This window comes from Streptomyces sp. NBC_01352 (assembly GCF_036237295.1).
GTDB classification, from domain to species: Bacteria; Actinomycetota; Actinomycetes; order Streptomycetales; family Streptomycetaceae; genus Streptomyces; species Streptomyces plumbiresistens.
Genome location: NZ_CP108354.1, coordinates 7624303 through 7648193 on the forward strand (window position 1 = coordinate 7624303; position 23891 = coordinate 7648193).

At 68.8% G+C, this 23891-nt stretch carries 21 protein-coding genes and 1 pseudogene; 9 read left to right on the plus strand and 13 right to left on the minus strand.

All coding sequences use genetic code 11. The annotated features are described in order from the left end of the window. Positions 1 to 84: 84 nt before the first annotated feature. Positions 85 to 1977 (minus strand): DUF2075 domain-containing protein, encoded by a 1893-nt coding sequence (locus OG252_RS35385; protein WP_329341270.1) that lies wholly within the window; start codon positions 1975 to 1977, stop codon positions 85 to 87. Between the two features lie 372 nt (positions 1978 to 2349). On the opposite strand from OG252_RS35385, the gene OG252_RS35390 reads away from it, so the two are divergent. Next, entirely contained in the window at positions 2350 to 3354 is a 1005-nt protein-coding gene (locus OG252_RS35390; RefSeq protein ID WP_329341272.1) for a hypothetical protein, read from the plus strand. A 99-nt stretch (positions 3355 to 3453) separates the two neighbouring features. Here OG252_RS35390 and OG252_RS35395 read toward each other — a convergent pair whose 3' ends face one another. The 4 genes from OG252_RS35395 to OG252_RS35410 all read right to left on the minus strand — a co-directional run bounded on the left by OG252_RS35395 (position 3454) and on the right by OG252_RS35410 (position 5625). Beyond that, positions 3454 to 4038, minus strand: a complete 585-nt coding sequence (locus OG252_RS35395; RefSeq protein WP_329341274.1) for an HD domain-containing protein — start codon at positions 4036 to 4038, stop codon at positions 3454 to 3456. Between the two features lie 138 nt (positions 4039 to 4176). After that, positions 4177 to 4422 (minus strand): hypothetical protein, encoded by a 246-nt coding sequence (locus tag OG252_RS35400; RefSeq protein ID WP_329341276.1) that lies wholly within the window; start codon positions 4420 to 4422, stop codon positions 4177 to 4179. 64 nt (positions 4423 to 4486) lie between these two features. Then, positions 4487 to 4702 (minus strand): DUF397 domain-containing protein, encoded by a 216-nt coding sequence (locus OG252_RS35405; protein ID WP_329341278.1) that lies wholly within the window; start codon positions 4700 to 4702, stop codon positions 4487 to 4489. Then, positions 4699 to 5625: a helix-turn-helix domain-containing protein gene (locus tag OG252_RS35410; protein ID WP_329341280.1), complete on the minus strand. Its 927-nt coding sequence runs from the start codon at positions 5623 to 5625 to the stop codon at positions 4699 to 4701. The genes OG252_RS35405 and OG252_RS35410 overlap by 4 nt, the downstream gene beginning before the upstream one ends. 147 nt (positions 5626 to 5772) lie before the next feature. On the opposite strand from OG252_RS35410, the gene OG252_RS35415 reads away from it, so the two are divergent. Further along, complete coding sequence (locus OG252_RS35415) at positions 5773 to 6339, plus strand: ATP-binding protein (RefSeq protein WP_329341282.1); 567 nt, start codon at positions 5773 to 5775, stop codon at positions 6337 to 6339. Between the two features lie 379 nt (positions 6340 to 6718). Beyond that, positions 6719 to 7948: an outer membrane protein assembly factor BamB family protein gene (locus OG252_RS35420; RefSeq protein WP_329341283.1), complete on the plus strand. Its 1230-nt coding sequence runs from the start codon at positions 6719 to 6721 to the stop codon at positions 7946 to 7948. A 202-nt stretch (positions 7949 to 8150) separates the two neighbouring features. Here OG252_RS35420 and OG252_RS35425 read toward each other — a convergent pair whose 3' ends face one another. After that, positions 8151 to 8987 (minus strand): undecaprenyl-diphosphate phosphatase, encoded by an 837-nt coding sequence (locus OG252_RS35425; RefSeq protein WP_266440297.1) that lies wholly within the window; start codon positions 8985 to 8987, stop codon positions 8151 to 8153. Positions 8988 to 9301: 314 nt separating this feature from the next. Further along, positions 9302 to 10345, minus strand: coding sequence for an LLM class flavin-dependent oxidoreductase (locus OG252_RS35430; RefSeq protein WP_266440298.1), 1044 nt, complete (start codon positions 10343 to 10345; stop codon positions 9302 to 9304). 364 nt (positions 10346 to 10709) lie between these two features. On the opposite strand from OG252_RS35430, the gene OG252_RS35435 reads away from it, so the two are divergent. The 3 genes from OG252_RS35435 (at position 10710) to OG252_RS35445 (ending at position 13093) form a co-directional block, all read left to right on the plus strand. After that, positions 10710 to 11054 (plus strand): hypothetical protein, encoded by a 345-nt coding sequence (locus OG252_RS35435; RefSeq protein ID WP_329341287.1) that lies wholly within the window; start codon positions 10710 to 10712, stop codon positions 11052 to 11054. A gap of 282 nt (positions 11055 to 11336) precedes the next feature. Next, the gene (locus OG252_RS35440) at positions 11337 to 12143 is read left to right on the plus strand and encodes an alpha/beta fold hydrolase (protein WP_266440301.1); all 807 of its coding nucleotides are present in this window, start codon (positions 11337 to 11339) and stop codon (positions 12141 to 12143) included. 5 nt (positions 12144 to 12148) lie between these two features. Next, positions 12149 to 13093, plus strand: a complete 945-nt coding sequence (locus OG252_RS35445; protein WP_329341289.1) for a TauD/TfdA family dioxygenase — start codon at positions 12149 to 12151, stop codon at positions 13091 to 13093. A 94-nt stretch (positions 13094 to 13187) separates the two neighbouring features. Here the strand turns inward: OG252_RS35445 and OG252_RS35450 are convergent, their stop codons facing one another. The 6 genes and pseudogenes from OG252_RS35450 to OG252_RS35475 form a co-directional block, all read right to left on the minus strand. Continuing rightward, positions 13188 to 14024, minus strand: coding sequence for an ABC transporter permease (locus OG252_RS35450; RefSeq protein WP_266440303.1), 837 nt, complete (start codon positions 14022 to 14024; stop codon positions 13188 to 13190). Positions 14025 to 14107: 83 nt separating this feature from the next. Continuing rightward, positions 14108 to 15058, minus strand: coding sequence for an ATP-binding cassette domain-containing protein (locus OG252_RS35455; RefSeq protein WP_329341292.1), 951 nt, complete (start codon positions 15056 to 15058; stop codon positions 14108 to 14110). 25 nt (positions 15059 to 15083) lie between these two features. Beyond that, the gene (locus OG252_RS35460; protein WP_329341294.1) at positions 15084 to 16286 is read right to left on the minus strand and encodes an alpha/beta hydrolase family protein; all 1203 of its coding nucleotides are present in this window, start codon (positions 16284 to 16286) and stop codon (positions 15084 to 15086) included. A 129-nt stretch (positions 16287 to 16415) separates the two neighbouring features. Further along, positions 16416 to 17678, minus strand: a complete 1263-nt coding sequence (locus OG252_RS35465) for a methylaspartate mutase (protein ID WP_329341296.1) — start codon at positions 17676 to 17678, stop codon at positions 16416 to 16418. Next, on the minus strand, positions 17675 to 17842 hold the full coding sequence (locus OG252_RS35470) for a hypothetical protein (RefSeq protein WP_266449082.1): 168 nt from the start codon (positions 17840 to 17842) through the stop codon (positions 17675 to 17677). Before OG252_RS35470 ends, OG252_RS35465 begins: the two co-directional genes overlap by 4 nt. An 18-nt stretch (positions 17843 to 17860) precedes the next feature. Beyond that, positions 17861 to 18145: pseudogene (locus OG252_RS35475) on the minus strand (cobalamin B12-binding domain-containing protein); the annotation flags it as partial. 365 nt (positions 18146 to 18510) lie between these two features. On the opposite strand from OG252_RS35475, the gene OG252_RS35480 reads away from it, so the two are divergent. The 3 genes from OG252_RS35480 (at position 18511) to OG252_RS35490 (ending at position 23814) form a co-directional block, all read left to right on the plus strand. Further along, positions 18511 to 20268: a fatty acyl-AMP ligase gene (locus OG252_RS35480; RefSeq protein ID WP_329341298.1), complete on the plus strand. Its 1758-nt coding sequence runs from the start codon at positions 18511 to 18513 to the stop codon at positions 20266 to 20268. 106 nt (positions 20269 to 20374) lie between these two features. Continuing rightward, complete coding sequence (locus OG252_RS35485; protein WP_329341300.1) at positions 20375 to 22078, plus strand: acyl-CoA dehydrogenase family protein; 1704 nt, start codon at positions 20375 to 20377, stop codon at positions 22076 to 22078. After that, on the plus strand, positions 22075 to 23814 hold the full coding sequence (locus tag OG252_RS35490) for an acyl-CoA dehydrogenase (RefSeq protein ID WP_329341302.1): 1740 nt from the start codon (positions 22075 to 22077) through the stop codon (positions 23812 to 23814). Before OG252_RS35485 ends, OG252_RS35490 begins: the two co-directional genes overlap by 4 nt. Positions 23815 to 23891 lie beyond the last annotated feature (77 nt).

Below are 23891 nucleotides of genomic sequence, written 5' to 3' on the forward strand. Positions count from 1 at the left end.
AGCCTTGCGGGCAGCCGACGATCACACATACCCGGCGTTTCACCGCCCGGCGCCAACGGCTGACCATCCCTCGCCCACGCCGAACTACACGAGTTCCGGCACCTCGGCCCGAGATGTTGGATGAATGAGCGACCGCAGCTTCTCGCGAGTCTCCGCGTCCGTCGAGTACAGAATCGTCCCGACCATCCCCCGCGTCAGCAGCACCTTGTACGTGTTGCGGATGAGCCGGTCGACATCCTCGTCCGGCGTGGCCTTGGTGAAAGACGGGTCCTTCGATGCCGAGCGGTCCACGACCCAGCGGTCCGTTCGCCAGACCAGGTCGGGGCCGATGATCACGCCGGACCAGTCGTACTCGAAGCCCTGTGCCGTATAGACGCAGCCGACCTGGCCGAAGCCGGCCGGGTCGGTGGCCCAGAGAGGGGCGGGTGGTGCGCCGAGGGCGGAGCGGTCGCCGTAGAGGTTCCAGGGGCGGGACCATTGGCCGATCACGACGTCTTCGGGGAGTGTCGTCATGTCAGGGGTGATCTTCGTGGTCCATTTCCAGCAGTAGCCGGCCGACATGCGGGCGCCGTAGCCCTCCTCTCGGCGTGCGACGAGGAAGTCCTCCAGTTCCTGCGGGGTTTCGGCGGTGAGCAGTTGCAGCTTGCCGTCCGGCTCCCACTGGCTGGGGGCGCCGCCGTCCAGGCCGAGCAGGTCGATGACCCACTTCTCGTACGCGTCGCTGCCGCCGCAGCGGAACTGGCCGTCCAGTTCCACCACCGTGCAGTCGAGACCCTCCGCGGCGGCGGCCCGTTCGATCTCCTGTCGGGTTCCCATCTCGCCGGGCCGCACCACCTGGTGCTGGTCGAGCAGGAACACGGGGACCCGGGCCGCGTCGATCAATTCCGCCACCTGAGGGCGTCCGGTACGGAGCGCCGCCTTGGTGTAACGGTTGGCGGAGGTCTTCCGCAGGCGGTGGGCCTCGTCGCAGATGAGTACGTCGAGGTCGTTGGGCTCGGCGTCCATGAAGCTGTTGAAGTACATGAACAGCTGCTGCACTTCACGTTTCTTGTGCCCCGCGACCCTGCGCATCGTCTTGGTGAACGACGCCGACCCGGTCGCGTGCAGCGCGGGTACTCCGCGGCGGTACAGCTCGCCCAGGACCGACAGCGCGATGACGCTCTTGCCGGATCCGGGACCGCCGGTCACCACGATCACCTGCTTGTGGTTGCCGCGCTTGGCCTTGCGGACTGCGGACATCACCTTCTCGTACGCGACCCGCTGCTCGGCGATGAGTACGAACTGCTCGCGGTCGCGGATCTCGGCTGCCGCGACGGACATCAGCTGCTTCGACGGCCGTACCTTGGCGTCGAGCAGTACGTCGGCCACGTGTGCGCCCGGCTTCGCGGCTAGCCGCGAGCGCAGGAATTCGAGGAAGGCGCCGCGCTGTTCCCCGGTGTACATCCGACCGTGCTGGTTCTCCTCGACGCTCCTCAGCCCCGCGATCTGGAACTCGGTCGCGTTGTGCAGGAAGGCCACGCCGGCCAGCGAGTTGGGCATCCGCTCCAACGCCCCGTTGAACGACAGCAGATACTCGCAGTAGCCCCGCACCTGCTCGATCGGGTTGAGCACGGGCTGTGCGTACGCGTCGATTCGGCACAGCAGCGGCTCGTCCTCCTCCGGGTAGGCCGCGCTCCACTGCTTGAGTTCCACGACGACGTACGACGGCTCGCCTGTGGTGGGGTGCACGCCGGCGAGTACGGCGTCCGCGCGCTTGCTGGTGAGCGGCAGGCTGTACTCGACGAGGACCTCCACGTCGTCGAGCCCGACCTCGATCAGCGCGTTGACGAGCGCGGGGAGGCTGCGTTCCCAGGACCGTATTTCCGCTTGTGCGGGGCTACGACCGTGCTGGTGACGGAAGTTCTCGGTCAGATGCAGCGCCAGCGACCCTTCGAGGATGCGGGCGGCCACGGACGCCGCGGACTCACGGAACAGCAAGAAAACGCCCCCATGCAGCACGAAGAAGACTCGTGCGGGTGGGGGCATGTCCTTTGACGTCCGCCGCGCTGGCGGATCAGGAAGCCCGTCGGGCCGCTGAGATGGTGCTTGCCATCCTAGGTGAGCGTGTCGATCACGTGGAGGGGACGGGGAAGGGTTCGGTCAGGTGGAGCGCGGAGGGTGGCGCGGTCTGAGGGGCCGCTACTCCGGCCAATGCCTTGCGTCCGAACTCCTTGCAACGGCGCAGGGGCACGGCAGATGCGTACTCACACCCCCCTACAAGTGAGGGCCTGTCAGTGTGAGCTGATAAACGTACTAACTGATCGCCACTCGGCGCCGTTGGCGGTGCCCGGACCATGAGGGGAACACTTCGTGACCGTCTTTGCTCAACCAGCGAGTCTGAAGCGGCCAGCCGTTCGTGAACACTACGAAGAAACCATCCTGCAACCTGTTCAACTGACGAGCCATGCGGACCTCATCGACACCCAGGTCATGCAGACGCTGAGTGGACTCTTCCCGTCCGGCCAAGCGCAAATATGGGGCGTCACACCAGGCATCGGCGACGCTAATCTGCCGCAGATCCGCAAGATGCAGCCCGGAGACGTCGTCTTCTTCTCTGGCAGTAAACGCCTCTACCTCGTTGGTACCGTGGCTTTGACCTGGCACAACCCGGCTCTTGCACACCGTCTTTGGGGAGTTGACGACAGGACGGAGCAGACGTGGGAGTACATGTACGCCTTGACCGGAGTGCGAGGAATTGACTTCCCGATGGAGGAGATTCGCTCTCTGCTGAGTTGGAACCCCAACCGCAACATTCAAGGATTCGTTGCTCTACGAGAAACGGACGGCGCGATCCTCACAGACCTGGTGGGGTTCGAGGACAGCATCCATGGAAGTCTGCTCCCGGGCTCGGAGGAGCCTACGACGCCTCCCTACGGCCCCTCGGACGCAGCCGCAGACGCTCAACGACGTGCGGAACAGGGGCGGCTGAAGAAGGCGCTTTTGCCCGGCACAGAAGGCGAGTGCGCGCTCTGCGGGCGTACTCTGCCGCGAGCCTTTCTGGTTGCTGCGCACATAAAGAAGCGGTCGGCGTGCAGCGAGGAAGAGCGATGGGACCTCAACAACGTTGCCATGCTTGCGTGCCTTCTCGGCTGCGACAGCCTCTTTGAATACGGCTTCGTCGCTGTCGAGGAAGGAGGGCAGCTCAGGATCAGCCCCGTCGCAGCCAGCGCGCCGCCCGTGGCCAAGTACATAGAGGAGCACCTGGCTGACCGCTCCACTGCGTGGTGGACAACGGAGCGGGAGCAGTACTACGCGTGGCATCGTTCACACACTTTCCAGCTGGGAGCTTTGACGCCGGATCAGGTCAACAACTGACTGCGTTCGCTCTGCGTCGGCAGCACACGGGTCCTTCGAGGCCAACCGGTCCACGACCCAGCGGTCCGTACTCCACAGCTCTGCCGCAGCCACTTGGCTTCAGCTCTGCTTCTCGCCGAGCGCTGTGCGGAGCCAGTCCAGTGAGCCGGTCTTCAGCACTGCGTCCGCCAGCACGTTGGCGGTCTTGGTCGTCAGACGGCCACGGCTGTTGTCAATCCAGCGCTGCGCGTGCTGATAGCCCTGTGACCTGTACTCGATGCCCTGGATCATGCACTCCAACTTGTCCGCGTCCCGCGCGCAGATTGCTTCCGGGGACTCCTTGGCCTCGTACTCGGCGATCAGGTCACGCACAGCCTCGGCCAAGAGTTCGGGCATGCCGACGACTTGGTCGGCGGTGATGCCGCGTGGGTCGGCTTCTCCGGCGGTGTACTTCTTGCCGAGGTGATTGACGTCTCCGGTGCGGGTCTCCTGGGAGTCGTGCCAGACGGCGAGGAATGCGGCCCGGGCCGGGTCTGCGCCCTCCAGTTTCGCGATGATCGTGGCGATGAGGGCGGTGCGCCAGGAGTGTTCGGCGACCGACTCGGGGTGCTTTACGCCGGCCATCCACCATCCGGTGCGAACGGTGTTCTTCAGGGTCCCCGCCTCGTACAGGAAACGGGCAACGGCGGTCAGGTCCTCGGACACCGTGGGGCTCCTCTCACGCCTCGGCGAGGCGGATCGCGTACTGGATGCTTTCCAACTCCCGTCGACCGCGTGGCGAGAGCACACGAACTATCCAACATCACCGAGGCGGTCGCGTAGGGCCTGAGCCACCGTGCCGGATCAGCATTTGGGGCGGATCTGCAGCAGTGACCACATGGTGTGGATGTTGAGGTCGACGTAGCCGTGGTGCGGCACCAAGCCCTGGATGAGGTGCGGCAGGAGTTTGTGGCCGGTCCACGGTCCGGGCGTGCGGTCGGCGATGAATTCGTCGGACAGTCCCAGCCGCTGCGCTCCGCCAACCCAGTACGCCAGTAGTTCAGGTTGGCGGCCTCGACTCCGCGAGAAGTCGACGGCTGGACCCGGCACCCCGCCTGCACGAGAGCCCTACCGTCCGACAGGAACCGGCAGGGCTCTCGCGATCGTACGAGCGTCAGACGCGCCGCCTCGACGAGGCCGGCCCGACGAACCCCTCCCACGCTTTACGCGACACCGTGACGACGGGGCCAGCGTCGGCCTTGGAGTCCCGGACGTGCACAACTGCCGTACTGGCCGCGACCTCTACGCATTCGCCGCCTTCGGTTCCGCTGTAGCTGCTCTTGAACCAGGCGAGGGCGGATGCGGCGGTCGAGGACTCAGCGATGTTCATAGCGATCCCAGCAACCCTTCGATGAACTCCAGTGACTCTCGCGGACTGAGAGCCTGTGAGCGGATAATCCCATAGCGGGCAGCGGCGAGAACCGTCTGTTCCGGGTCGGTCTCAAGAGTGCTGGTTGCGTGGGTCTCGGCGTACACGAACTTCTTGCCGTCCTTCCGCGTGACGACCGTGAACGGACCGTTCACGCCCGCGTTGTCCTCGCAGTCGAGGGGCATGACCTGGATCTCGACGTTCCGCTTCTGGCCGATCAGGAGGAGATGCTCCAGCTGTCCCCGCAACACGTCCTTGCCGCCATACCGGTGCCGCAACACCGCCTCGTCGATTACGAAACTCAGCAGCGGTGCGGGTCGTCGGTCGAAGATGTCCTGTCGAGTCAGCCGCGCGGTCACCCGCTGCTCGATCGTCTCCTGGTCCAGGGGCGGGCGCCGCATGGCGAGCAGGGCCCTCATGTACTCCTCGGTCTGAACCAGGCCGTTGAACACGAGTGCGCTGTACGAAAGCAGCTCGATGGCCTCCTTCTCCAGCGCCGCCATCCCCTGAAAGAACACCGGGTACTGAGCCCGCTCCACCTCCTCCTTCCACAGGCAAAGCAACCCGCTCGCCCTCAGCACCTCGTCCGCCCGCTCGATCGTCCGAGGCGACGGAATCCTCCGCCCCTGCTCGAACGACGCGATCGTGGCCGCCGAATAACCGAGCTGCCTCCCGAACTCCTCCCGCTCCATGCCCTCCCGCACCCGCAGCGTCTTCATGGTCTGCCCGAACGCCGTGACGACGCCCCGCCCGGCATCGCCTTCCGGCCGTTGCCCGCCCCCGTCGTCGTTCTCCCAACCGCCCCCGAGACTTACGACCCTCTCGCCGTCACCGACTGGCGTTACCTCGGCCCCTGCCGCCGTACTCGCCGAAACATCCGTCATCGACCACCGCCTCCCCGGCCCAACGCCCCCGCAGGGAACGTCGTAACGCCGCGCGCCTCGTACTCGTACCGACACCGCGCGTACAGCGGGTACGCGTCGGTGCGTCACCACTGGTCACGCTACGCCACCAAGGGCACCGTTATCGGCATGACGACCAAGCCCGACAGCCCCACCCCCACTCAACTCACCGCTCTCACACCACACTTGATCTCGGCGCCAGAACCCCTCAGCGACCGCACCTTCGAGATGCGCTTCACCTCCACACCCCGCGGTGCCCGACTCGCCCGCCGCCTGACGGCTGTACGCCTGGACGCGTGGGGCATCCCGTACGACGCCACACACCATGACGAGATCGTGCTGATCGTGGCTGAGTTGACCGCGAACGCCGTGCGGCACGGCCATGTTCCCGGTCGCGACTTTCACCTCCGCGTGCACGCCCCGGCCGACGGCTGCACCGTCCGCGTCGAGGTCACCGACACCCGTGCCGAACTCATCCCCCGGCGCCCCGCTGTCCCCGACATCGCTGGTACCGAAGAGACGGGCCGTGGGCTGCTCCTCGTATCGCGTCTGGCTGCGCGCTGGGACTGGCGCCCGCGCTCCGACGGTCCGGGCAAGACCGTCTGGGCGGAGTACGTCCTCCCCGGGAGAACAGCTCCTGAGGCGAACGGGTACGGGACCGACACGGTCGCGGAGCGGCGGCCGCAGCCTCGGTGAGAGCGGGCGTCGCCTGAGCTTGCCGATCACGTGGAGGGGACGGGGGAGGGTTCGGGCAGGTGGAGTGGTGGCGCGGAGAGTTGGGCGGGCTGCGGGATGGGGGACGGTCGCCATTCCGACCTCAACTTACCTGTGACGGATGCCCAGGAGCCGGCCGTGAAGGTTACGGCAGGACCGTGCGGGACCTTCCTGTCACGGACAGGCGCGACGCCGGGAAACCACGAGTCGTTGATCTTGTGTGACAGGAGTTTCACGGACGCGTCCCGGTTGGGTACCGTCCGGCGGCTGGCCGAAATTCGACGGCTAGCCTGACCGGGCTCGAGACGTCCGAGGGGGCGTTGGCGATATCCGGGCGACAACGGGGAAACGGGGAACAGGCATGGATCGACGGGACGAGCACGTGCTGTCGCGCAGGCAGGCGTTCAGGCTGGCCGGGACGGGGCTCGGGTTGGCCGTACTGGGGGCAGGGGCGTGGGGGTGCGGCCCCGAGGGGGAAACGGACGTGTCGGACGGTGGCACAACTGCCGCCGGAGACAAGGGCGGTGACGCGTTTGCCACCCCGTCCCCGGGTGCCGCGCCCAAGGCGCTGTGGCGACAGGAGACAGGCAACGACAACCTGGCCGGGATCCACGCGTTCGCGGTCGTCGGGGACACGGTTGTGGTGTCGGGTGACCCGTTGGTGGGGCGGGACGTCGTCAGTGGCGAGGAGACGTGGTCACGGGCGGGCGTCGCCATTCCCGGTGCCAAGCTGATCATCGGCGGTGGGACGCTCTATCTCGCCAGTGCCGAGTACGACGGTGATGTTGTGGGGCTCGATCCGGCCACGGGGAAGGAGAGTTGGCGCAGCCGCCTGGGCAAGGAGTACGAGCAGCCGCGGCCCATCGCGGCCGACGACCGGCATGTCTACGTCCTCGCCGGGATCTTGGAGGAGGACCTCTCGTCGCCGACCAACGTGATCGCCGCGATCGACACCACCTCCGGCAAGGTCGTCTGGCGTGAGAAGCGTGACACGGGGACCGAGGAGTTCGGCATCACCGCCGCGGTCGTCGGCGGGCGGCTCGCGTACACCGATTTCCGGAAGAACGTGACCGTCCGCGACACGACGACGGGCCGGCAGCTCTGGACGAAGAAGATCGGCAGGTCCAACTACTACCGCTTCGCCGTGCACGAGGACCTGATGATCGTGCCGGACGGGCAGCGGCTGCGGGCGTTCGCGCTGGCCTCGGGCACGGAGCGTTGGTCGCTGGCGAATGAGAAGGCCACCTGGTTCAACGATCCGCAGGTCCTGGACGGGGTGCTCTACGCCTCCGACAGCGCGTACGGCATGTGGGCGGTGGACGCCGGTACGGGCAAAGGGATCTGGCACAACAAGGACCTGGTGGGCTCGGCCGCTGAGGCGTGGCAGTACGCCAAGGTGGGCAGCACGCTGTACGGCGCGACCGAGCACGACAAGAACGGCGGCGTGCACGCCTTCGACACGGCGACCGGGAAGCTGCGCTGGACGTACAACGACAACACCGGTGACAACCAGAAGTGGTATGTGGTCGCGGCGGGCAAGCGGCTGGCCGTGATGCACGGCAAGCGGCTGTACGCGCTGCCGGCCGTCTGAGCCGAGAAACTCCAACCGCACCGCACCGCACCGCACCGCACCGCACCGCACCGCACCGCACCGCACCGCGCCGCCCCGCCCCGGTGACCGCGGCGCGGTGTCACCGACTCGGCCCCCGGGCCGTCGAGCAAGACGTTCGACGCCTCAACTCGCCTGCCCGGGGGCCTCGCAGCGGGCTCGCAGCCGTGCGTGCCGCACGGCGTCAGGTCGACGGGAGGATGTCGGCTCCGAGCAGGAACATGATGAAGAGGCCGAGCACCACCCGGTAGCCGATGAACACGGTGTAGTTGTGCTTCGCCACGAATTTCAGCAGCCAGGACACCGCCAGATAAGCGGTCACGAAACTCACCGCTGTGGCGGTCAACGTCGCGGTCCATCCCACCCCGTGGGATATCGCATCGAATTCGTCGATCGTCTGGAGCGCGCCGGCGGCGGTGAGTGCCGGGATGGACAGCATGAAGGAGAGGCGGGTGACGGTGACCCGGTCCAGGCCACGGAGGAGACCGGCCGACATCGTGGCGCCCGAACGGGAGACACCCGGAATCAGCGCCATGCACTGAACGATGCCGATGATCAGGGTGTCCTTCCAGGTCACATCGTTCTCACCACGGACCTGGGTGCCCTTGCGGTCCGCGTACCACATGACCGCACTCCAGAGCACCAGTGCGGCCGAGACGAACCACAGGGTGCGGAGCGTGGTCTCGATGGTGTCCTTGAACGCGAGCCCGACGACACCGATGGGCAGCGAACCCAGAATAACGGCCCAGGCGAGTTTGTAGTCGGAATTCTTTCGCTGCTCCCGCTGGGCGAGGCCGCGGAACAAAGCAGTGAGGAGACGTCGGATATCCGAGCGAAGGTACAGCAGCGTGGCAAGAACCGCACCGACCTGAATAATGGCGGTGAAGGCGGTGATGTCGGGGTCGTCGGTGGAATACCCGAGCATTCTCTCCAGGATGGTGAGATGCCCGGTGCTGGAAACTGGTAAGAATTCGGTGAATCCCTCAACGGCGCCCAGAAATGTCGCCTCGAAGATATTCATGAAACTCTCTTCCTCGCTGCTGAGCCAGGTCAACTCAGGTGCTGTCGGCCTGAGATGTGGCAGGGAGTGGTCATGGCTGGAGCGGTGAACCGGCTGTCGTGCCAGGCGGCGCCGAGCTCCACTGCGGCTCTGATGCTACAGCCGGGGGCGATGAAATTAGAAACCCGCCAGGTGCCCTGGGTTCAACCGTCCGAATTCCGGAGAAGTGGTGGGGTTCGAGGCTATTGGCCAGTTCCTGAGGCCGTGTCGTACGAATTTAGTTGGGGTGCTGGATTACGAAAGGGTCGTCGCGTACGGAACTTTGGTTGGGTAAATCACTGGCTAATGTCGGTTGACATGTGCGAGGCGAGGGCGCGCAGCAGGCGGGAGCGGTCGCCGAATGGCATGGTGATGAGGGTGTCGGCGCCGGTGGCCGCGTAACGGTCGAGTCCCGCGGCGAGAGTTCCGTCGGTGACCGGCAGCGAGATCAAGTCGATGAGGGCGTCGGAGAGTTCGGCGGCGGCCCCGCGCCGGTCGCCGGCGAGGAAGCGTTCCTGGCAGGCGCGTGCCGACGCGCCGTGGCCGTAGCGTTCGGCGAGGTCGACGTAGAAGTTCTTCTCGGGTGACCCCATTCCGCCGAGGTAGAAGGCGATGAAGGGGCGGATCTGGTTCCGTGCGGTGGGGAGGTCGTCGGCGAGCGCTGCGGGCACGATCGGGGCGATTTCCACGTCCGACCGGCTGCGGCCCGCCTTCTCGATTCCGCGCAACAGGGGCGCGGTCAGCTCTTCGGCGTGTGCGGCACTGAACAGGAACGGCAGCCAGCCGTCGGCGAGGGCGCCGGCCTGCTCGACCGTCCTGGCTCCGGAGACGCCGAGGAAGAGCGGTATGCGGCGGTTGGTCGGCAGCGCCAGCAGCTTGAGCGGCATGCCCTGTCCCAGCCCTTGGCCGTAGGCGGGGATGGTCCACTGCGTGCCCTGGTGATCGACCGGCTTCCCGCTCAAGGCCCCGCGGATCACCTCGATGTACTCACGGGTCCGGGCCAGCGGTTCGCTGAACGGCACGCCGTACCAGCCCTCGGAGATCTGCGGGCCGGACAGGCCCAGACCGAGCATGACCCGCCCGCCGGAGAGGTCGTGCAGGGTCACCGCGGCTGTCGCCACCGTGGTGGGCTGCCGGGCCGGGATCTGAAGGACGGCGGCGCCGAGCCGGATGCGGTGGGTGACCGCCGCAAGGTGGCCCAGCAGGGCGACCGCCTCCTGGCCCCAGGTTTCGGAGACCCACACGGAGTCGAGCCCCAGTTCGTCGGCGAGCCGGGCGACTTCGATCTGCTCCCGGAGTCTGAACCAGGGCCAGTAGGCGACAGCGACGCCAATACGCACGGCTGCTCCTTCGGTGTTGATGTTCCGTCAGCAGGACTTGCCAATTCGACAACGGATCCTCCGCCGAATCAATCGCCAAATTGATGGGGATTTGCCGCGCATACGACTTTGGTTGGGCAGATCGATGACGAAAGTTGCTTGACGGGAAATGGGTTGGCGGGACAAGCCTGGCTCGATTGGTGCCGCGCCAAGCCGATCCGACCAATGGGCGGCCGAACACCTACTGGCGCGATCAATGCCGTCCGTGATTGTCTCGGTCGACTCGCCGCGACGGCGAGGGAGCGCCACCCACCCATGAGAGCAGGGGGAAACCGTGAGGTCTTCTTTTCGTGCCGTGGCCATGGCCGGAGCCGCAGGAGCCCTGATGCTGTTGGCCGCGCCGGATTCCCGGGCCGCGTCGGCCGCTGCGGCATGCGTCACCGCAAGCGGGGCGGAGACCTACGGGCGTGGCGAGATATCGCTGTGCCCGCTGAGTGACGGTTCCACCCACGTCACCGGCTACATCGAGGATCTGCTGCCCGGTGGCGGATGGGGCACGCCGGACGGTTACTGCGCGGCCTGGTACATCGACATGGGCGCGACCGACGGGACGGTCGGGCCGATGGCGTGCCCGCACTTCGGCGGCAACCAGGCGAAGGAGGTGTTCGACTATGTGGTCACCTATCCGTCGCCGGTGACCGGAGCGCACCTCTTCCGGGCCGGCGCATGACGTAGGCTCAGCTCTTCTTTTTACCTCCGCGTCTCGGCGGGGTTCTTACGTGTTCACCCGGAGGGAAATCGTCACGGAATTTGCTGTGGCATGTGCGTTCGCTCGCCGGGTGAAATTGCTTGACGATGACTTGAAGATCCACTTAGGGTGCTGTGTGGAATATTGCAGCCACGGGGGCGGCTCATGGAGGTCCGGCGGATTGTGTCCGTTCTTCCGAGAGGCAAGGAGCTGTAGCCCCCTCATTCGCTTTTCGAAGCGTAGCAATGCGAAGGGGAGGGGCAGATGGCGTGGGCAGCCGTGAACGGGATACGGATGCACTACGACTCGGAGGGCACAGGGCCGCCGGTCCTCATGGTGATGGGCAGCGGTAGCCGGGGGAGGGTGTGGGACCTGCATCAGGTGCCCGCGCTCACGGCCGCGGGATACCGGGTCATCACCTTCGACAATCGAGGGGTCCCGCCCACGGACGAGTGTGCCGAGGGCTTCACCGTCGACGACATGGTGGCGGACACCGCCGCCCTGGTCGAGCACCTGGGGATCGGGCCGTGTCTGTTCGTGGGTACGTCCATGGGCGCCCAGATCGTCCAGGAACTGGCGCTCCAGCGGCCGGAGTTGGTGCGCAGGGCCGTGCTGATGGCGACCCGCGGCCGGTCCGACCGGCTGCGGCGGGCCCTGGCCGAGGCGGAGATCGCGCTGCACGACTCGGGATTGCGGCTGCCTCCCCGGTACACCGCGGTGGTCCGTGCCCTGCAGAACCTCTCGCCGCGGACCCTGGCCGACTCCGGCCAGATCGACGACTGGCTCGACCTGTTCGAGATGTCGGCGCCGACCGGCCGGGGGGACCGCGTCCACATGCGGTTCTCGGCCATGGACGACCGGCTCGCGGCCTACGCCGGGATCAGCCGGCCGTGCCATGTGATCTCCTTCGCCGACGACCTGATCACCCCCGCCCATCTGGGCAGGGAGGTCGCGGACGCCATCCCCGGAGCGACGTACGACCTTGTGCCCGGCTGTGGACACTACGGCTATCTCGAAGACCCGGACGCCACGAACAAGATCATCATCGAGTTCTTCAGGCAGGAAGGATGACCCGCATGACCGACCTGGCCGAACTGTGCGCCTGGCAGCCCTTCGAGATCACCGCCGACGGCGGGCAGGGGACTCCCGAGGCGCTGGCCGAACTGCTCAGGGGCCACGAGGACTTCGCGGGTCTGCTCACCCGTGAGAAGGCCGTAGTGTTCCGTGGCTTCCACCTCACCGAGGAGACCCTGGACCCCGTCCTGAACCTCCTGCTGCCGAACCGGCTCGCCTACGTGCACGGCAACTCGCCCCGCACCAAGGTGGGTTCCAACGTCTACACGTCCACCGAGTACCCCCAGGAACTGACCATCTCGATGCACAACGAGCTGAGCTACGGCCGCCGTTGGCCCTCGCGGCTGGTCTTCTTCTGTGCCACGGCCCCCGCCACCGGTGGTGCCACGCCCATCGTCGACGGGGAGTTGTGGCTCGCCTCGCTCGACCCGGAGGTGCGCGAGGCGTTCGCCGGCGGGGTGCGCTACACGCAGAACCTGCATGACGGCCTGGGGCTCGGCAAGAGCTGGCAGGACACCTTCGAGACGAGCGACCGGGCGGAGGTCGAGGCCTATCTGCGTGGTGCGGAGTGCGACTGGAAGTGGCTCCCCGACGGCACGCTGCGCATCACCCAGGTACGGCACTCCACACTGACCCATCCGGAGACCGGCGCGGAGGTCTGGTTCAACCAGTCCGACCAGTGGCACCCGGCGTCCCTCGGTGACGAGACGGCCGCCGAACTCGCGCAGATCCTGCCGGAGGAGGAACTGCCGCAGTCGGTGACCTTCGCCGACGGCAGCCCCATCCCGGCGGAGCACGTCCTTCAGGTACGGGACCGGGGTCTGGAGAACGCGGTCGACGTCGACTGGCACCAGGGCGACCTGATGGTGATCGACAACGTCGCCGTGGGCCATGGCCGGCGGTCCTTCACCGGTCCCCGCCGGGTCCTGGTCGCCATGACCGACTGACCGGCCTCCGAAGCACGCGAACGGGGCGGGACGCCGGCGGGCGTCCCGCCCCCTTCCGTCCGTCCGGCGACGGGCGCGGCGGCCGGGACGCGGTTCAGCGGGTGAGCGGCCTGCGGAACCCGGCCACCGCCGCCCACACGGCCACGGCCAGGATCAGCAGACTCGTGGCCACCGCCCCCAGTACGTCGCCGCCCAGCGGCCAGTCCAGCGCCAGCGCCCGGGTGGCGTCCACCGCGTACGAGACGGGGTTGACCACAGCCACCGCGCGCAGCCAAGCGGGCAGCGCGTCCAGCGGGACGTACGCGCTGGAGGCGAACATGAGGGGGAAGAGGGCCAGCCCGCTGACACTCTGCATGATCCGCGCGCTGCGCACCCAGGTACCCACGGCGATGAAGACCCACGTCAGCGAGGCGATGACGAGGAGGGACAGGGCCAGCGCCGCGATGACGCCCCACGCACCGCCCGCGGGGTCGAAACCGAAGCACAGCGCGGCGCACACGAGTAGCAGCACGGTCTGGGCGGTGGTGCGCAGCACGTCCGTGACGGCGCGGGCGACCAGGATCCAGTGCAGCCCGACCGGCAGCGAACGGAAGCGGGTCAGCACCCCGTTGTCCATGTCCCGGATCAGCTCCGCGCCGGAGCCGACGGCCGAGGTGATCCCGCTGGTGACCAGGATGGCCGGCATCAGATAGTCGATGTAGCTCACGCCCGCCGGAAAGTGGTCGGGGGAGGCCATGCTGCCGAACACCTGGCTGAAGATGACCAGCAGGATCAGCGGCTGGACCAGCGTGAGCACGACGAGCCTGCGGTCGGCGACCAGTCCGCGCAGGCTGCGCCCGGTCAGCACGGCGAACTGGGCGCGTGCGCTCGCCGGCTGCCAGCGCACGGGAGCCGCGGACCGGGCGCGGTCGGTGGGGACCGTGACAGTCATGATGGTTGCTCCTCGGAGGTCAGCGAGCCGGTAGGTCAGCGAGCCGGAAGGTGAGCGAGCCGGTAGGTCAACGAGCCGGTAGGTCAACGAGCCGCGGCCGCGGCCGGCTTGGCGGCCAGCGAGAGATAGACGTCGTCCAGTGACGGTTCCGACAGAGTGAGCCCGGTGACCGGCACCGCGGCTTCCTCGACGGCACGGACGACCTGTGCGAAGTCCTCGAAGTCGGCGACCGGCACGCTCACCGTGCCCTCCTCCGGGGTCTGGACGGCGGCGAACCCGACCCGGCGCAACGCCTCGGCGACCTTGACGGTGTCCCCGCGCCGGGTGGTCGACAGCTGCGCCCGGCGTTCACCCACCTGGGACTTCAGCTCGTTCGGAGTTCCGGCCGCCACCACGGAGCCCTCGGCGAGGACGGCCACGGTGTCCGCCAGGCGTTCCGCCTCTTCCAGATACTGCGTGGTCAGCAGCACGGTGGTGCCGTCCGCGACCAGTGCCTCGACGGTCTCCCACAGAGAGAGCCGGCTGGCCGGGTCCAGTCCGGTGGACGGCTCGTCGAGGAATATCACCCGCGGCCGGCCGACGAGGCTCGCGGCGAGATCGAGCCGCCGGCGCATCCCGCCCGAGTAGGTACGGCAGAGCCGGCGCGCGGCCCCGGCCAGATCGAACGTGTCGAGCAGTTCGTCGGCCCGCTCCCGTGCCTGCCGCGCGCTGGCACCCAGCAGCCGTCCGATCAGGACGAGGTTGTCGAAGCCGGAGAGTTTCTCGTCCACCGAGGCGAACTGGCCGGTGAGCCCGATGCAGCCACGTACCGCCCGGCTGTCCCGGAGCACGTCGTGACCGGCCACCGCGGCGCTGCCGCCGCTCGGCGGCAGCAGCGTGGCGAGGATGTTCACCAGCGTCGTCTTTCCGGCGCCGTTGTGCCCGAGCAGCCCCAGCACCGTGCCTTCGGCCACGTCGAGGCTCACCCCGCGCAGGGCGTGCACCCTGTCGTACGACTTGGTGAGGTCCCTTGTGCTGATCATCGGTTCGGCCATGGATTCCCCCGTCGGTCAGGCCGGTTCAGCCGCCCGTGCGACCCGGGCGGAGCAGGTTCCGGTCGAAGAAGCCGGTGACGATCGCGCGTTCGCGGTGCACCATGGCCTGCGGAGCGGCGGTGCCGATCAGCTGGGCCGTGCGCGCTCCGGACAGGTCCGCCCGGTCCCGCAGTTGCGGCAACAGCGCCTGGAAGTCGCTGAACGAATAGTGCGCGGTGCCCGCGAGTCGGCGGACCGACACCGACGCCGGAGAGCCGGCGCGCAGCCGTGCCGGCAGCTCCTCGGCGGGGGTCGCGGTGGAACCCACCATCTGGAACGGGCGGTCCAGACCGTCGCGTACCAGGCGGTCCAGCTCCGGCCAGGAGCGCCGCGCGGGCGTGACGTTGAACCCGTCGAGGTCCAGCCCCGCATCGAGTCGCGGGTCCCGTGCCATGGTCTCGGCCGCGGTGATGCCGCCCGCCGAGTGACCGAACATCCCGATCCGGTCCAGGTCCAGCTGCGCGCCGAGTTCCGCGGGCAGTGCACGCCGGGTGCTCGGCCGGGCGAGCGCGTCCAGGACGAACCCGGTGTCCGCGGCGCGGACTCGCATGCGCCGGGCAAGCCCCTCGTCGGTGCCGGAGCCCGCCGTCACGGCTTCGGCGATCCTGCCGTCTCCGAGGTCCACCGCGAGGGCCTCGTAGGTGTGGTCCAGCGTCACGACGACGTAGCCGCGGCTGGCGAGTTCCTCGACCAGTACCGTTCCCCAGGAGCGGGAGGTACCGAGACCGGGCGAGTACAGCACGACCGGCCGGTGCCGGGTGGAGGCGGCCGGCGGTGCGTCGACCGCCGCGTGCGTCGTCACCGCGGACCAGTCGACCAGGCCGGTGGGCAGACCGAGGATGCGGGACGCGTTGGCCGCGAAGCCGCGGGCGACGGCAGGGGGCATCCAGGGGGCCCGGGGCCGCCCCGCCGTGTCGCTCGCCGGGTACCAGACGCTGACCATGAGTTCCCGCGGACCGCGGTGGGTGAAGGGGTCGGTGCGCTGCCGGTCGACCAGCCTGAGATCGGCCCGGCCGATCGCATGGGGCCCCGTGGGTTCCGGTAGCTGCGGCACCACGGCCGCTGCCGGTTCGGGTCGGACCGTACGGGAGGCGGAGGGCGCCGGGGGCCGCAGGCCGAGGCCGACGAGCAGCAGCGCGACGGCCGCCGCCGACAGGCCGACGAGCAGGGGGAGACGACGGAGGTTCATGTGTCCAAGATTCCCGAGGCACGCTCGTCGCACCTCTGCGGAAGGGCATGACCTGACCCCTGCGTCCGGCACCGATGTGGTCTGCCGAACGTGATCCGAACAGGAGACCGTCGAGCCGTCCGGTGTCGGTCATGAGTCGTACGCCCGCTGGACGAACGTAAGGGATTCCAGCAGCCTCGCCGAAGTCATCGCGCGGGCGGTCGGCTGCGGGGCCGTGCGCGGCAGGGGCAGGCCGCCGGTGGACGACCAGCGCAGCCGGCCCTGGTCGTCGATGAGGCTCCGGGTGCGGCCCTGGTTGTCCGGGTGCAGGCAGAACGGGATGTCCAGCAGGCCCCGGGCGAACGCGCGGGCCAGGGCTGTGCCCAGGTCCGGGTGCAGCTCCCTGACGGCGTGCACCAGCGCGCGGGCCTCCGCGTAGACCGCGCCGCCGGACTCGGCCCGCGGTGCGCCCGGCTCGTCCGGGCGGGCCTGCGCCGCGGTGTGTGCGGCCAGCTCCAGCGCGGCCACGTTCTCGGCGATCGTGGGAATGCGATGTGCTTCGGCCGTGGTCTTGACGATCAGCCGGGCGGCGCCGGCCCGCACCGCGAGCGAGGCCGCGGACCGCAGCAGCCGCTCCGCGCCCCGCGCAGTGCCGGGGTAGAGACCCATGTACGCGTAGAGGACGCTGTGCCACCGCACGTCGGGCGGCAACTCCTCGGCAGCCAGCCGGTGCAGCGCCGCCAGCGCCTCCGTGTCCTGCTCGGTGCTGGTCTGCTGGGCGTAGCTGAGGGAGATGCTGCGCAGCCCGTGCTGGGCGAAGAACAGCCCCTCCAGCACGCTCAGCGCCACCAGCAGGCCGGGCGGGCAGAGCTGGCCGAGCATGCAGCCGCCGAACGACTCCAGGTGGGGCACGACGTCCGGCCCGCCCGCCGAGGCCAGCAGCTCGCAGCTCTCCGCCCAGTGCCGTACGGACTCACGCAGCGGCGTACGGCTGTAGGGCAGGCAGTACGAGACGGGGCCGCCCTCGGTGGCGTGCACGCCGGCCGCGACCAGTTCGGCGAACACCGCCTGCGGGCGCGCCGATCCGTGGCGGACCTGGACCGGGAACGACTCGTCCTGGACCCCGTCGAGGAGGGCCCGGGTCGCCTCCGCCCCGTGTGCCAGCAGTGGGTAGCCGTTGAGCGGGGAGTTCCCTCCCACCGCGGCGCGGGCCGCGGCGAAGTCGCCCACACGCGTGTAGCTGTCCAGGGTGATGGTGCCCACGGTGACGCCTTCGGCCTGCTTGGTCCGCTCCAGACCGACCCGCATCCGTGCCCGGCTGCCGAAACCCATCCGAGGCTGTACGACAAGGTGCCCGTGGGACCGGGCCGTTGCCACGAACCCGCCGAAGCCCCGGTCCGGCGGGGCGGTCATGCCGCGGCCGTGCGATGCCGGTTCAGGAAGAGTTCGAAGGCGCCGAGGTCCCCGTTGTCGAACACGGCGTCGAAGCCGGCGTTGAGGAGCCTGCGCGTGCAGCCGGCGTTGCGCAGCCCGTCCGTCCCCAGCTTGCCGCCGATCACCACGGGGACATGGCTCACATCACGCTGTTCCCTGACCGTCCGGATGGCTCGAAGACCATCGGTGAACCCATGGCCGTTGACGCTGCTGAGGACCACGAGGTCCGGCCGCAGTTCGCGACACGAGCGAACAAGAAGGTCATCCGGAACGCAGGAGCCGAGATTGTGGACTGTGTATCCATGCTCTTCAAGGAAGAGATGTACATAGATTAAATTCCAGGTGTGCGCATCTGACGACGTGCCAGACACGAGAACCGTTCCCCCCACGGCTAAACACCCTCTCCAGCGAATGGCAAGTTGGATGATCGATCGGACACTAGACATGCCTCTGTTGAGGTGTCAAGCGAGTATCGACTGACCTTGGTTTTCGTGATTCGCCGGTGCGGACGGGTGGAATCGAGCCAATCGCCGGGGCGTCGAGCGGCGCCTTACCTTCGTTGGGCATGAGCTGACCAAAGTGGGTTGACCCGTCCCTGAGCGGGGGTTTGATACTGACCAAGGAGCATGTCCGGTCCCGGTCCCATGTGGTGAAGGGGGCTTGACTGTGGGTTTGGAGGGTCCTTAGGGTCGAGGAAGTTGACCTTGGTCATCGGTCGAACGACAGGGGATGTCGCACCGATTTGGTTCACGAGATCGACGTATGTCAGCCGCATCAGGGAGATGCGGTGCTACGGGGGAGGATCTTGTTGATGCATGCCAATTTCGCCGAGGCGATCCGAAGAAACGTCGCGGATCGCAGTTCAGCAACCGCCGTCATTTTCTTAACGGATTTCGATGCCGACGACGGCCGAATATCCGTGACCTATGCGGAACTCGACGAAAGAGCCCGCTCGGTCGCCGCGGCACTGCTCGAGCGGTGTGCGCCCGGAGACCGCGCCCTGTTGCTGTACCCAGAAGGACTGGATTTCGTCACAGCCTTTGTCGGCTGTCTCTACGCCGGCGTCGTAGCGGTACCTTCACCGCTTCCCGGCCGATACCGTCACCACCAGCGTCGGGTTTCTGCCATCGCCGCCGACGCCCGGGTCGCCGCGGTTCTCACCGACAGCCGCAGCCTTGCGGAAGTCGGCGACTGGGCCGAGGCCTCCCAACGGAACCGCGACACGCTGCTGGTCACCGACACCCTCGACGTGCCCCCGTTGGCAGAGGAATCACTGCCCCGGCTCGACCGTGACTCGGTAGCCCTGCTGCAGTACACCTCGGGCTCGACGGGCAGTCCCAAGGGCGTCGTGCTCACCCAGGGCAATCTGCTGCACAACGCCGCCAGTTTGTGCCGGACCTTCGCCCTTGACGACGGATCCCGCTTCGGCTCCTGGATTCCGCACTATCACGACATGGGCCTGATGGGCATTCTGCTGCCGCCGCTGTACCTCGGCAGTTCCTGTGTCCTCATGAGCCCCACCACGTTCCTGAAGCGGCCGCACTGGTGGCTGCGCATGATCGACGAGTTCGACATCACCTGGTCCGCCGGCCCCAATTTCGCGTACGAACTCTGCAGCCGTCAGATAACCGATGAACAGCTGGCCGGTCTGGACCTGTCCCGCTGGAAGTACGCCAACAACGGCTCGGAGCCGGTCCAGGCAGCCACACTCACCGCCTTCGCCAAGCGTTTCGCCGCCGCGGGCCTGCGGACCGAAGCCCTCAACCCCTCCTACGGCATGGCCGAGGCCACCGTCTTCGTCAGCGGCTCCGGGCACCGTGAGCCGGTGGTGCTCCGCGTCGACGAGCAGCGTCTGTCGGCCGGCGCCCTCGTGCCCGTCTCCGCGGCCGACCCCGGCAGGGATGTCGTCTCCTGCGGCTTCCCGCACGACTACGACGTGCGCATCGTCGAGCCCGAGAGCCGGCGCGCGCTTCCCGAAGGGAAGATCGGCGAGATCTGGCTGCGGGGCCCGAGCGTCGGCCAAGGCTACTGGGACAACCCGGAGGCCACGGAGCGCACGTTCCACGGCACGGTCGCGGACGCCGCCCCCGACACCGAGAACGGCTATCTGCGTACCGGGGACCTGGGCGCCGTGCTCGACGGCGAGCTGTTCATCACGGGCCGGCTCAAGGAGATGCTCATCCTCCGCGGCCGCAACCTCTACCCGCAGGACATCGAGTACGAGGCGCGCCAGCACCATCCGGAGCTGCACGGCACCTTCGGAGCCGCCTTCACCGTGCCCGTCCGTGACGACGAGGGCCACGAGGAGGAACTCCTCGTCCTGGTCCACGAGCTACGCGGTCGGCACACCGAAACCGAGCTGGAAGCGCTGGCCAGCTCCATCCGCCGCACCGTCTTCACGGAGTTCGGCGCGCACCTGTCAGGACTCGTCCTGGTCCGGCGCGGCGCCGTGCAGCGCACCACGAGCGGCAAGGTCCAGCGCCTGCAGATGCGCGAGCACTTCCGCGATGGAGAGATCTCCGCACTCATCGCCAAGCTCGACCCGCGTCTGGAACGCACCACCGCGTAACCACACCGCACACCGGCCGACCCGCACGCACGACCGGGCACGCCGGATCACGAACAGTTCCCCGAGCGCCGCCAGGGCCGGGGAGCCACACAACGGGGGATTCACCGTGCCGCACAGCTCTGTGCTCAGACTCGACCGGTTCCTGCGACAATCCGACTCCGGCGACGGCGTCTTCGGCCCCGGCGCGATGGCCGCCCTGGACCGCGAGGAGCGGTTTCCCGCCGAAGCCTGCCGCGAGCTCGACGACTTCGGCCTCGCCGCCCACTACGTCGACGCCCGCCACGGCGGCCTCCTGCACGACCATGTCGAACTCGTCCAGCTCCTGCGCACCGTGGCCCGCCGCGACCTGACGGTGGCGGTCGCACACGGCAAGACCTTCCTCGGCACCGCCCCCGTCCAGGTCGCGGGCAGCCCCGCCCAGGCGGCCGGTCTCGCCGCGGACGTACGCGCCGGTGCCGTGGCCTCCTGGGCCCTGACCGAGCGCGACCACGGCAGCGACCTGCTCGCCGGAGAGCTCACCGCCCGTCGAACCGAGGGCGGATGGCGGCTCGACGGGGAGAAGTGGCTCATCAACAACGCGACGCGGAGTCGGTTCCTGTGCGTCCTCGCCCGCACCGACGAGCGGGGCGGCCCCCGTGGCTTCAGTCTCTTCCTGGTCGACAAGGACCGGCTGGCCCCCGGCAGTCACCGGCCGCTGCCCAAGGTGCGAACCCACGGCATCCGGGGGGCCGACATCAGCGGCATCGCCTTCGACGGCGCCGTGGTGCCCGAGGAGGCACTGGTCGATGCGGCCGGAACCGGAGCGGAAACGGTTCTCAAGACCCTTCAGCTGACCCGCACCGTGTGCACCGCCCTGTCGCTCGGCGCACTCGACCACGGGCTGCGGATCGCCACGGAGTACGCGCTCGGCCGCCACCTCTACGGGCGCCGGCTCAGCGACCTGCCGCGCGTACGCCGCATCCTGGGCGAGGCCGGTGCCGGGCTGATCGTCGCCGAGGCCGTCACCACCGTGGCCGCCCGCGCCATCCACACGCTGACCCCCGAGATGAGCGTCATCGCATCCGTCACCAAGGCGCTCGTGCCGACGCTCGCCCAGGACACCCTCGACCAGCTGAGCGAACTCCTCGGCGTCCGAAGCTTCCTGAGCGACACCTACCTCGACGGTGCCTTCGCCAAGCTCGACCGCGACCACCGCATCGTCGCCGTCTTCGACGGCAGCACTGCCGTCAACCGCAGCCTGCTCATCGACCACTTCCCGGTCCTGGCCCGGTCCTGGCACCGCGGCACGGCCGACCGGGACGCCGTCACCGCGACCCTGCCGGGCAGCCCACCACGCCCCTTCGACCCGGGCCGGCTGCGGCTGCTGTCGACCCGGGGCTGCAGCCTCGTACAACTGCTGCCGGAAGCGCTGGACCGGCTCCGCGCCGGAGTCCGCCAGGGGCAACTGCCGCCCGAGGCGGCCCGCATGGCGGACGAGCTCACCGGTCTCGCCGAAGCCGTGCACACCGGCATGGAGCACCAGGAGCGCACGGTCCGGGACGTCCCGCAGTCCGCCTTCGACCTGGCGGCCCAGTACGAGCTGTGCTTCGCCGCCGCGGCCCTGGTGCACCTGTGGCTGGACAGCGCCCGCACCGCGTACGACGGGCTGTGGCTCCAGGCCGGCCTCACCCTCGTCCTCAACCGGCTCGGCATCGCCGTCGACGAGACGCGGGCCACCGCCTTCGACCGGCTGGCCGACCGGCTGCTCGCCACGCCCGACAGCGCGCCGCTGTCGTTGCCGGCCCACCACGCACAGGGGGGCGTCCAGTGACCACGGCACTCGCCACCACCGCCGGGCCCGCGCGACTGCACGCCCTGGAATCCGCGCTCGGCGACCCCTTCGCCGACGACAACCCGCTCGGCCTGCGCGCCGTACTCGAAGCCGACGAGCGCGGCGAGATGTTCGAGGCCGGGGAACAGGCGCTCCACGAGTACGGACTGGGCGCCGAGTTCGTGCCCACGGCGTTCGGCGGCCGCCTCGACCGGCTCGACCACCTCGTGGAGATCATGCGCTCGGTCTACCGGCGCGACCCCTGCCTCGGACTGGGCTACGGCGCCAGCTCGTTCATCGCGGGCGTCAACCTGTGGACCGCGGGCGACCAGGAGCAGTGCCGCCACGCCGCCGAACTGCTGTGCTCCGGCCGCCGGGTGGCCGTCGCCTACCACGAGCTGGCACACGGCAACGACATGGCGGGCACCGAGTTCACCGCGCTGCCCGGACCGGCCGGTCTCGTCCTCAACGGCCGCAAGGAGATCATCACCAACGTCCGGCGCGCCGAGGCGCTGGTGGTCTTCGCCCGCACCGCACAGCGCCCCGGCAGCCGCAGCCACTCCCAGCTGTACGTCGACAAGGCCCGGTTGCCCGGCGGACACCTGACCCACCTGCCCCGCTACCGCACCAGCGGCATGCGCGGAGTGCAACTGGGCGGCATCGAGTTCCGGGACTGCCCGCTGCCCGAGAGCGCCGTCCTCGGCACCATGGGCCACGGGCTGGAGAACGCGCTGCGGTCCTTCCAGGTCACCCGCACCACCCTCGTGTCGATGTTCACCGGGGTCGTCGACTCGGCACTGCGCACCACCCTCAGCCACGTCAGGGGCCGGCGACTGTACGGTCGTACGGCCGCCGATCTCCCGCACATCCGCTCGGTGCTCGCCGCCGCGTACTCGGATCTGCTGACCGCCGACTGCTTCGCGACCGTGGCGACCCGGGCGCTGCACCTGCTGCCGGCGCAGACCCCGATCTACGCGCTGGCCGTGAAGTACTTCGTGTCCAAGACCCTGATGGACGTGATGAACCAGCTCTCGGCCGTGCTGGGCGCTCACTTCTACCTGCGTGAGGGACCGGCCGCGGGCTTCCAGAAACTGCTGCGCGACATCCAGCCCGCGGGCTTCGGGCACGCGGCGCGCGCCGCCTGCCAGGTGTCGCTGCTGCCCCAACTGCCCCTGCTCGCCCGGCGGTCCTGGCTCGGCGAGACCGGCGCACCGGCCGAGCTGTTCCGCCCCGGCGCCGACCTTCCGCCGTTCGACTTCCGGCAGCTCGTCATCAGCGCCGCGGGCCGCGAGAGCCTGAGCACCTCGCTGGCCGCCGGGCTCGCCGCCATGCCGGACGGCACCGGACCGGCGTACACCGCGCTGCGCGCGCACGGCGAGCACTTCGCCGGCGAACTCGTCGCCCTCGCAGAGGAGTGCGTGTCGCTCTCGCCGGCCGAGCTGTCGGTCGGCGCCGGCTCGCACACCTACGACCTCACCGCCCGCTATGTGAAGATCCTCGTCGCCGCCGCCTGCTTCGAGACCTGGCGGCACGCCCGGGGCACCGACGCCGCCTTCCTGGCCGATCCTGCCTGGGCGGCTGCGGCCCTCCACCGGCTGCGCACTCCGCTCGGCACGCCCCGCCCCTCCCTGCCCGGCCACCTCGAACAGCCGCTGTGGGACGAACTGCTGGACCGCTGCGCCCGCTCCAAGGGCCTCGGAATGCTGCCCCGGCCACTCGCCGGCCCCCACGGCTGAACACACCCGACCCACCGGTCTCGGGCCCCGGCCCGAGCACGACCACGGGCCGGCGCCGTCCGGTGTCGCCCGACCGC

What these genes read in the sequence shown, in the direction of transcription:
- OG252_RS35405 (WP_329341278.1), bottom strand. Translation starts at nt 4,702, where the DNA reads ATGAACATCGCTGAGTCCTCGACCGCCGCATCCGCCCTCGCCTGGTTC.
- OG252_RS35410 (WP_329341280.1), bottom strand. Translation starts at nt 5,625, where the DNA reads ATGACGGATGTTTCGGCGAGTACGGCGGCAGGGGCCGAGGTAACGCCA.
- OG252_RS35415 (WP_329341282.1), top strand. Translation starts at nt 5,773, where the DNA reads ATGACGACCAAGCCCGACAGCCCCACCCCCACTCAACTCACCGCTCTC.
- OG252_RS35420 (WP_329341283.1), top strand. Translation starts at nt 6,719, where the DNA reads ATGGATCGACGGGACGAGCACGTGCTGTCGCGCAGGCAGGCGTTCAGG.
- OG252_RS35425 (WP_266440297.1), bottom strand. Translation starts at nt 8,987, where the DNA reads ATGAATATCTTCGAGGCGACATTTCTGGGCGCCGTTGAGGGATTCACC.
- OG252_RS35435 (WP_329341287.1), top strand. Translation starts at nt 10,710, where the DNA reads ATGCTGTTGGCCGCGCCGGATTCCCGGGCCGCGTCGGCCGCTGCGGCA.
- OG252_RS35440 (WP_266440301.1), top strand. Translation starts at nt 11,337, where the DNA reads ATGGCGTGGGCAGCCGTGAACGGGATACGGATGCACTACGACTCGGAG.
- OG252_RS35445 (WP_329341289.1), top strand. Translation starts at nt 12,149, where the DNA reads ATGACCGACCTGGCCGAACTGTGCGCCTGGCAGCCCTTCGAGATCACC.
- OG252_RS35450 (WP_266440303.1), bottom strand. Translation starts at nt 14,024, where the DNA reads ATGACTGTCACGGTCCCCACCGACCGCGCCCGGTCCGCGGCTCCCGTG.
- OG252_RS35455 (WP_329341292.1), bottom strand. Translation starts at nt 15,058, where the DNA reads ATGGCCGAACCGATGATCAGCACAAGGGACCTCACCAAGTCGTACGAC.
- OG252_RS35460 (WP_329341294.1), bottom strand. Translation starts at nt 16,286, where the DNA reads ATGAACCTCCGTCGTCTCCCCCTGCTCGTCGGCCTGTCGGCGGCGGCC.
- OG252_RS35465 (WP_329341296.1), bottom strand. Translation starts at nt 17,678, where the DNA reads ATGACCGCCCCGCCGGACCGGGGCTTCGGCGGGTTCGTGGCAACGGCC.
- OG252_RS35480 (WP_329341298.1), top strand. Translation starts at nt 18,511, where the DNA reads ATGCATGCCAATTTCGCCGAGGCGATCCGAAGAAACGTCGCGGATCGC.